This window comes from Micromonospora inaquosa (assembly GCF_003857055.1).
In the GTDB taxonomy this organism is placed as follows: domain Bacteria; phylum Actinomycetota; class Actinomycetes; order Mycobacteriales; family Micromonosporaceae; genus Micromonospora; species Micromonospora inaquosa.
The window spans coordinates 37,493-45,665 of record NZ_QGSZ01000394.1 but is presented as its reverse complement, the minus strand read 5'-3'; the positions used below and the strand labels follow the sequence as shown (position 1 = coordinate 45,665).

At 70.6% G+C, this 8,173-nt stretch carries 8 protein-coding genes; 2 read left to right on the top strand and 6 right to left on the bottom strand.

Annotation, left to right across the window (positions count from 1 at the left end; all coding sequences use genetic code 11):
- The first annotated feature begins 38 nt into the window (after window positions 1–38).
- Complete coding sequence (locus DLJ59_RS35400) at window positions 39–1,034, top strand: ribonucleotide-diphosphate reductase subunit beta (RefSeq protein WP_124778458.1); 996 nt, start codon at window positions 39–41, stop codon at window positions 1,032–1,034.
- Here the strand turns inward: DLJ59_RS35400 and DLJ59_RS35395 are convergent.
- On the bottom strand, window positions 1,031–1,945 hold the full coding sequence (locus DLJ59_RS35395; RefSeq protein ID WP_124778457.1) for a MerR family transcriptional regulator: 915 nt from the start codon (window positions 1,943–1,945) through the stop codon (window positions 1,031–1,033). The two genes, DLJ59_RS35400 and DLJ59_RS35395, sit on opposite strands and share 4 nt — an antisense overlap.
- A 118-nt stretch (window positions 1,946–2,063) precedes the next feature.
- On the opposite strand from DLJ59_RS35395, the gene eno reads away from it, so the two are divergent.
- Window positions 2,064–3,329: a phosphopyruvate hydratase gene (gene eno / locus DLJ59_RS35390; protein WP_124778456.1), complete on the top strand. Its 1,266-nt coding sequence runs from the start codon at window positions 2,064–2,066 to the stop codon at window positions 3,327–3,329.
- A 26-nt stretch (window positions 3,330–3,355) separates the two neighbouring features.
- Here eno and DLJ59_RS35385 read toward each other — a convergent pair whose 3' ends face one another.
- The 5 genes from DLJ59_RS35385 to DLJ59_RS35365 all read right to left on the bottom strand — a co-directional run bounded on the left by DLJ59_RS35385 (window position 3,356) and on the right by DLJ59_RS35365 (window position 7,980).
- On the bottom strand, window positions 3,356–3,709 hold the full coding sequence (locus DLJ59_RS35385) for a TraR/DksA family transcriptional regulator (protein ID WP_124778455.1): 354 nt from the start codon (window positions 3,707–3,709) through the stop codon (window positions 3,356–3,358).
- Window positions 3,710–3,732: 23 nt separating this feature from the next.
- Entirely contained in the window at window positions 3,733–4,944 is a 1,212-nt protein-coding gene (locus DLJ59_RS35380) for a ferritin-like domain-containing protein (RefSeq protein WP_124778454.1), read from the bottom strand.
- Window positions 4,941–5,786: a phosphate/phosphite/phosphonate ABC transporter substrate-binding protein gene (locus DLJ59_RS35375; protein WP_124778453.1), complete on the bottom strand. Its 846-nt coding sequence runs from the start codon at window positions 5,784–5,786 to the stop codon at window positions 4,941–4,943. Before DLJ59_RS35375 ends, DLJ59_RS35380 begins: the two co-directional genes overlap by 4 nt.
- On the bottom strand, window positions 5,786–6,955 hold the full coding sequence (locus DLJ59_RS35370; protein ID WP_124778452.1) for an acyl-CoA dehydrogenase family protein: 1,170 nt from the start codon (window positions 6,953–6,955) through the stop codon (window positions 5,786–5,788). Before DLJ59_RS35370 ends, DLJ59_RS35375 begins: the two co-directional genes overlap by 1 nt.
- A 77-nt stretch (window positions 6,956–7,032) precedes the next feature.
- The gene (locus tag DLJ59_RS35365; protein ID WP_124778451.1) at window positions 7,033–7,980 is read right to left on the bottom strand and encodes an ion transporter; all 948 of its coding nucleotides are present in this window, start codon (window positions 7,978–7,980) and stop codon (window positions 7,033–7,035) included.
- Between the last annotated feature and the right edge of the window lie 193 nt (window positions 7,981–8,173).

The following is an 8,173-nucleotide window of genomic DNA, read 5'->3' as shown; positions in this document are numbered from 1 at the left end:
CCGCCGACACCAGCACCACCGACACGAGGACCACGCACATGCTGCTCGACCCCGGGATGGACCTCACTCTCCGCCCGATGCGCTACCCGCACTTCTTCGACAGGTTCCGCGACGCGATCCGCAACACCTGGACGGTTGAGGAGGTCGACCTGCACGCCGACCTCGCCGACCTGGACAAGTTGTCGCCGGCCGAACGGCACCTGGTCGGCCGCCTGGTGGCGTTCTTCGCCACCGGCGACACGATCGTCGCCAACAACCTGGTGCTCAACCTCTACCAGCACGTCAACAGCCCCGAGGGTCGCCTCTACCTGTCCCGGCAGCTGTTCGAGGAGGCCGTGCACGTCCAGTTCTACCTGAACCTGCTCGACACGTACGTGCCGGACGAGGCCGAGCGCTTCGAGGCCTTCGCGGCCATCGAGAACATCCCCTCGATCCGGCGTAAGGCTGAGTTCTGCTTCCGCTGGATCGACTCGCTGAACGACCTGCGGGAGCTGCGGTCCCGGGAGGACCGGCGGACGTTCCTGCTCAACCTGATCTGCTTCGCCGCCTGCATCGAGGGGTTGTTCTTCTACGGCGCGTTCGCCTACGTCTACTTTTTGCGCTCCCGCGGCCTGTTGCACGGCCTCGCCTCCGGCACCAACTGGGTGTTCCGCGACGAGTCCATGCACATGGCGTTCGCGTTCGACGTCGTCGACACCGTCCGCGCGGAGGAGCCGGACCTCTTCGACGACGACCTCGCCGACCAGGTCCGGCGGATGCTCACCGAGGCTGTCGAGTGTGAGGTGCAGTTCGCCGAGGACCTGTTGGGCCACGGCGTACCCGGTCTGACCTTGGCCGACATGCGGGAGTATCTCCAGCACGTCGCCGACCGCCGCCTCGCCCAGCTCGGCATCCCGTCGCACTACGGGTCGAGCAACCCGTTCGGCTTCATGGAGTTGCAGGACGTGCAGGAGCTGTCCAACTTCTTCGAGCGGCGGGTGTCGGCGTACCAGGTCGGGGTGAGCGGCACCGTCGCCTTCGACGACGACTTCTAGGCGGCAACCGATCCGGGGGCCTGGCGTCGTTTGGTGAGCCACCGCATCACGTGCAGGGGGTGCGACGCCGGGTCCTGGATCGGGTAGAAGACGTGTTCGACCTCGCCGTCGGCGATGATCAACGTCAACCGCTCGTAGAGCGTCATGTCGCCCGCGGTGCGGGTCGGCAGTCGCAGCGCGTCGGCCAGGGTCAGCCTCGGGTCGGGGATCAGTGGGTAGGGCAGCCGCAGCCGGTGCGCGAGTTCACGTTGGTAACCGGTCGACTGCGCGGACAGCCCGTACACCCGGGCGGCGCCGGCCGCGCGGAGTTCGGCGTGGTGGTCGCGGAACCAGGCGGCCTGCTCGGTGCTGCCCCGGGCGCCGTGGATCTCCAACAGCCCGTTGGGCAGGTCGACGCCCGGTCGTCCGGTCAGTGGGTAGACGAAGATGACGCTGCGCCCGGCGCCGAGCGCGCCGAGGTCGACCGGGCGGCCGTCGGTGCCGTAGAAGGACAGTTGTGGCAGTGCGACGCCGACCAGCGCGGTGGGGTCGGCACCCTGCGCGTGACTGCCGGGGACGACCTGGGTCGCGGCGGCGTCGAGGCGCGCGTCCAGCGCGTCCCGCTGGGCTGTCAACTTGCCGATCCGTTCCTGCAGGTTGGTGATGGTGCTGCGGTATGTGGCCACCGCCGCCGCGCACACGTCGGTGTCGTCGGCACCACCGGCGATCGACTCGACGAACGGGCGGGTCTCCTCGACGGTGAGGCCGAGCGCCATCAGCTCGCGGATCTGGGCGACCAGCCGCACCGCGATCGGGTCGTACTCCCGGTAGCCGTTGCGCAACCGTCGGGGCACGACCAGCCCGGCCGACTCGTAGTACCGCAGTGCCCGGACCGTGGTCCCGGTCCGTCGTGCCAACTCACCCACCCGCATCCCGCGACCCTAAACCCGCACCCCGGGGTACGGGTCAACGTGTCCATCGTCGCGGTGTCGGGGCCGCCGTTTCCTGCCACTCTGGCGGTGAAACGGCAGCTTGAACAGGGAGTGTGTGATGACGGCAATCAGTCGGGTGCGCGGTCGGCAGATCCTCGACAGCAGGGGCAACCCGACAGTGGAGGCCGACGTGGTCCTCACCGACGGGTCGACCGGCCGGGCGGCCGTGCCTTCCGGCGCGTCGACGGGGGCCAACGAGGCGGTCGAGCTGCGCGACGGGGACCGGACCCGTTTTCACGGCAAGGGCGTCAGCGCGGCCGTCGCCGCGGTCAACGGCGAGATCGCCGATGCGGTGCTCGGGTTCGACGCGGAGGACCAGGCCCTGATCGACGAGACGATGATCGACCTCGACGGTTCCAAGGACAAGGGTCGACTGGGGGCCAACGCGATCCTGGCGGTGTCCCTGGCGACCGCGAAGGCGGCGGCGTTGGCCCACCGGCAGCCGCTCTACCGCTACGTCGGTGGCGTCGGCGCCCGCCTGCTGCCGGTGCCGATGATGAACATCATCAACGGTGGCGCGCACGCCGACAATCCGCTCGACTTCCAGGAGTTCATGATCGCCCCGGTCGGCGCGCAGACCTTCGCCGAGGCGGTCCGGATGGGCTCGGAGGTCTTCCACACCCTCAAGGCGTCCCTGGCCGCGGCCGGGCACAACACCAACGTCGGTGACGAGGGTGGCTTCGCTCCCAACTTCACCGACGCCGACGAGGCACTGCGGTTCGTGGTGCGCGCCATCGAGGACACCGGTTACCAGCCCGGGGCCGACGTGCTGATCTGCCTCGACCCGGCCAGTTCGGAGTTCTTCCACGCGGGCGTCTACGACTACGTCGGCGAGGGACGCCAGCGCACCGTCGACGAGCACATCGACTACCTGCTGGGCCTGGTCTCCCGGTACCCGATCAGCTCGATCGAGGACCCGATGGCCGAGGACGACATCGCCGGCTGGAAGCGGCTGACGGCGGCGGCGGGGGAGCGCGTGCAGCTGGTCGGCGACGACGTCTTCTGCACCGACGTCGACCGGCTGCGCGACGGGATCGACGGCGGCTACGCCAACGCGATCCTGGTCAAGGTCAATCAGATCGGCACGCTCACCGAGACCCTGGCGACGGTGGACGCCGCCCACAAGGCGGGGTACCGGGTGGTGATGTCGCACCGGTCCGGGGAGACCGAGGACACCACCATCGCCGACCTGGCCGTGGGCGTCGGCTGCGGGCAGATCAAGACCGGCTCGCTGTCCCGCTCGGACCGCACGGCCAAGTACAACCAGCTCATCCGCATCGAGGAAGAGCTCGGCGGACGCGCCCGCTACGCCGGAGGCCGCTGACGGCACCGGCCGTGCGGCTGCCACCGTTACCGTCGGCTGGCGCAGGCCACACACGTACGCGCTGACGGGCGGGCGACGAGACGTTCGGCGGGAATGGGACGCAGGCACCGTTCGCACACGCCGTAGCTGCCGTCGTCGACCCGTCGCAGCGCGACGTCCAACTCGGTCAGGCGTCGGCGGGTGGCGTCCAGGACGGCGATGAGCTGCGCGCGTTCGAAGGCGATCGTGCTGCCCTCCGGGTCGTGTTCGTCGTCGGCGTTGGACGACCGGGACGCCTCGAAGAGGCTCCGCAGATCGCCTTCCAGGGCGGTGGCCTGAGCCTCGGTCTGCTCGCGTAGCCGCAGCAGTGCCTCTCGGACCGCGTCGGAGTTGCTGGTCATGGTCGCTCCACCGGGCTGCTCGCCTACATGAAGTTTCGGGTGTGCAGGGTGGAGAGCGCCGCCGCCTCGTCGGGCCGGAAACCCAGCCGGACGAGTCGGCGTTGACGGCCCTGATCCATGGCGTGCTGTAGGGCCTGTACCCGGTCGAAGCCGGCCGACACGTCGTCCGGATGCCATCCACCCGCCGCGAGCACCACCAGCGCGTCGAAGACGTCCGCGTTGAGCCCGGCGGTGTCGACCAGCGCGTCGTGGCGACGGTGGATGGCCGCCCGCAACCGGTCCCGCAGCAGCGGATCCAGTCGCGCCTGATGCTCCAGGTGTGCCATGCCGAACACCACGTGCCGACGTTCGTCCTGCATGGCGAGCCAGCAGATCCGGCGCGTCACCGGGTCCGGCGCGTTCTCGTGCAGGAACGCGAGCAGATCCACGAAGCTGCCCTCACCGAGCACGGAGAGCAGGAACGACGCCAACGCGAAGTCCGACTCCGCGACGAGCGTGAACAGCGACTGCCGACCGCCGGCCGACGACGTGCCCAACTCGGTGCCCCGCAGCAGTGCCCGCCGGCTGAAGACCTCCATGTGCCGTGCCTCGTCGGCCATCTGCACGGCGAGAAGCTGCACCACCTCCCGAAAGTGTGGGTGGATTCGTCCCACGAACCGGGCCGGCACGACGAGGGCGGCCTGCTCGTTCTCGACCAGGTAGGTCATCACCTGCACCACCGCGGCTTCGACGTCGGCTGGCAACGCGAACTGGTCGTCCCACGGCACCGCGGTCTGCGGGTCCCACTGTCGGGCGGCGGCCTGCGCGTACAGGTGGGGAGCGATGTCGGCCCAGACCAGGTCGCGGTCGTCCAGGTCGAACCGGGCCTCCGGGCCACCGGCTTCGAGGAGCGCGCCCCGCGCCCCGAGCCCCCACCGCGCCGGCGGACGGCTGCTGAGCGCCGACGGTTGAGCCGGCCCGGCCCGCTCCGCGCCGAACCAGCGGTCGTCGTCCGCCGACCCTCGGACCACCACCGCCACCAGCTCGCCCGCCTCGCCCCGATCCGGCCACTCGACCCGATGACCCCGGCCACGACACCAGGCGGGCAGGTGTACGCGCAGCGCCGGATCGCGCCCGGAGACCGCCAACCGGCCGCCGGGCGGCAACCCGGCCAGGGCGCGTTGCACGAGCAGGTGCGCGCCCCGGCCGAAACCCAGGTCACCCAGGTCGACCTCGGCGACCGGTGCCGCGCTCACGGCCGGTAGTCCGTGGCCGTCACCCGCCCGTCGGGGGAGTAGAAGCCGCTGGCGTCGACCGCCTCGGCCAGTGCGTCGTAGCCTGTGGTGCGGCCGTCCCGCCAGGCCGTGAGCCCTTCCAGGTCGAGCAGCGGACGCACCTGCGGATCGGCGTACGACATGCCGAGCAGCAGTGTGCCGAAGAGCCGGACCCCGTCGGACTCCGGCGCGCGGACAGTCATGTTGCAGTGGTCGTAGCGCGCGGTCTGGGCCACGATCCGGGTGCCCTCGGGCGGTAGCGTGCCCTCCTGGACGAACGCCAGATGGTTGGCGTCGATCATGCAGGCGGCGTCGACCTCCCCGGCCATCAGGGCGCGGGCCGCGTCGCGCTCGCCGCCGATGTGGTCGCCGTGCAGGCCAACACCCACGTCGAAGCGGCGTACGTCGACAGTGACCCCGGCCGCCGCGAGGTGGCCCAGCGGAATCAGGGTCGCCTGTGGGCTGTCGACCGCGCCGACGGCGACCGCCTGTCCGGCGAGGTCAGCGAGCTGGCGCACCGGCGACTCCGCGCGAACCACCACGATCGAGGTGAGGTCCTGGTCGGTGTCGCGCATGGTGAGCGCCCGTACGGCCGTGCCGTTGGCGGTCGCCAGCCGCTCGGCCCGCAGCCAGGCCAGGGGAGAGTTCCAGGCCGCGTCGATCCGGCCGGCGACGAGGTCCTCGACCTGTCGCTCGTAGTGCGAGTAGAGGACGAAGTCGAAATCCAGGCCCCGCCCACGCAGCCAGGCACGGAAGCCCTCCCAGATGGTCACCACCTTCGGGTCGTACGCGACAGCGCCCATCAGAACGGTAGGGGCGGGCATCAGCGATTGGCCTCGTCGAGCAGTGGCAGCCCGGTGGCGACCCGACCGACGAAGTCGTGCAACGCGTCGGTGGTGGGTGCCATCACCCGGGCCGCGCGGGCGTCCCGGAAACGGCGCTCAAGGCCCAACTCCTTGCGGAAGGCGCTGCCGCCGCAGAGTTGCATGGCACCGTCGGTCACGTCGGCGACGGTCTCGCCAGCGAGCGCCTTGACCTGGAGCACCCGCAGCATCGCGTCGTCCCGGCCGGTCTCCAGCGCGGTGAGCGTGTCGCCCAGGAAGGCGCGCAGCGCGTCGGTGCGGATCATCAGGCGGGCGAGGTCGCGCCGGGTGACGGGCGCGTCGCGCAGGGCCGCGCCCGTGTGCGTGAGCGTGGTGCGGGTGAGGTGACGGCCGGCCTCGGCGACCGCGCTGTCCGCCAGACCGAGGCAGAACGCGGCGTTGAGCACCAGGAACCAGGGCAGGACCGCGCCGAGCGCGGCGTCGAGCCCTGCGCCGTCGGCCGCCATCCGCGCCGCCGACGGAACCCGGAGCCCGTCGGCGGTCATCGGCCGGGAGCCGTTGCCGCGCAGGCCCAGCCCATCGAAGTCGCCGGTCACGCTCAGGCCGGCACTGTCGGCCGGCACCAGCCACAGCGTCATCGGGCCGGCGTCGCGGGTCAGCGGAAGGCTCGACCAGACGTAACTGTTGACCTCGCCGGCCGAGGTGACCCAGCTCTTACGGGCATCGAGGCGGACCACGTCGTCGTCGGCGGCGGTCGCGGTGCCGGTCGGCGACCAGAAGTGGCTGCGTGAGCCGTACTCGGAGAAGGCCAGCGTGGTGAGGTGGTCGCCGGCGGCGATGGCCGCGCGGACGTCGCGCGGGCCGTGCGCCTCGATGACGGCCGTCGCCGCGTAGTGCATCAGCATCACCATCGCGGTGGACCCGCATTCGGCGGCCAGCCCCTCGATGACCTCGGCGACCGCCCGCATGCCGTGGCCGCCGCCACCGACCTCGGTCGAGGAGGCCAGGCCGAGCAGGCCCGCTGCGGCGAGAGCGTCGACACCGGGACGGGGGAAGGCCCCGTCCCGGTCGATGATCGGCGCCTGCGGGCGGATCACGTCGTCGATCACCGGACCGAGAGTGTCCGTGGGATTGGTGGCGGTCTGGGCGTTGTCGACAGTGGTCGTCATGCCGCTACCCCTTCAGAAGGGCCGATGGGACCGCCGTCGACCCTATCCGAACCCGAAGACGCAGCGCGAGCGTCGGATTACCGTCTGGTGTGGGTGTTGTCCCGATGGGGTCGGCCGTGCCCGTCCTCCCGGTCGATGCGCAGCTCCCGCTCCAACTCGGTGATGACCGCCCGCAGGTCGTCCAGCCGTTGGGTGAGCGCGATCCGGTCCAGCTCGTCCGGTACGCCGTCGCCGTCCTCGTCGTACCCGGGCGCCAGTCGCTCGGTCATCTCCAACCGGCGGGCCTCCTCCATCGAGTTGACGATGACCGCGATGAGGATGTTGAGCAGCAGGTTGACGGTGATGACCACGTAGGTGACGTAGTAGAGCAGTGTCCACGGCGAGATCGCCAGGCCCTGCTCGATGAGGTCCGGCAGCGTCTCCAGCGACAACAGCACGAACAACGTCAACAGCGATCGGCCGATGTCGCCGTACTCCTCCGGATACCTGTTGCCGAAGATCAGCCAGCCGGCCATGCCGTACACGTAGAGCGTCACCACGGCCAGAGCGAGGAACCCGGTGACGCCCGGCAGGCTGCGCCACAGCGCGGAGACGATGGTTCGCAGGCCCGGTGAGAACCGCACCAGGCGGACCATGCGAACGACCCGCATGACCCGCAGCAGCGCCGGGTCGCCGTGCAGGCCCGGGATGAAGATTGCCGCGATCACCACGAAGTCGAAGACGTTCCAGCCGTGTCGGAAGAAGTCCTGCGGGCGTTTGCCGTACGCCGCCAGCCGGACGGCGATCTCGGCGACGAACACGGCCCGGAAGAACAGCTCCAGCCCGTGCAGCACGGTGCCCGCGGGGCTCAGGTCCTCGTACGTCTCCAGGCCGAGAACGATGCCGTTGGCGAGGATGACCACGATGATGGCGATCTCGAAGGGGCGTGACCGGGCGAGTCGGTCGCAGCCGTCACTCCAATCCGGACGGTGTCGCCGTGGGGTGGCCGGCCCACCTCGCGGGGTGGGCACGGGTGCGTCACTCACCAGTTGGCCGGCTCGATCAGGCGCGTCGCGGCGGAGGCCCACCGCCGGCCGTCGTGGTGGCGGTGCCGATGGTGTGCGGGCATGCCCGCCAGCCTAGCCAAGATCAATGGCGCTGGGCGAGGGCGCCATCGGTGCAGCGTGGCTCATCCGCTGGGCGTCGGACCCTGGCCCGGTTCGACAACTGCGTTCGGGT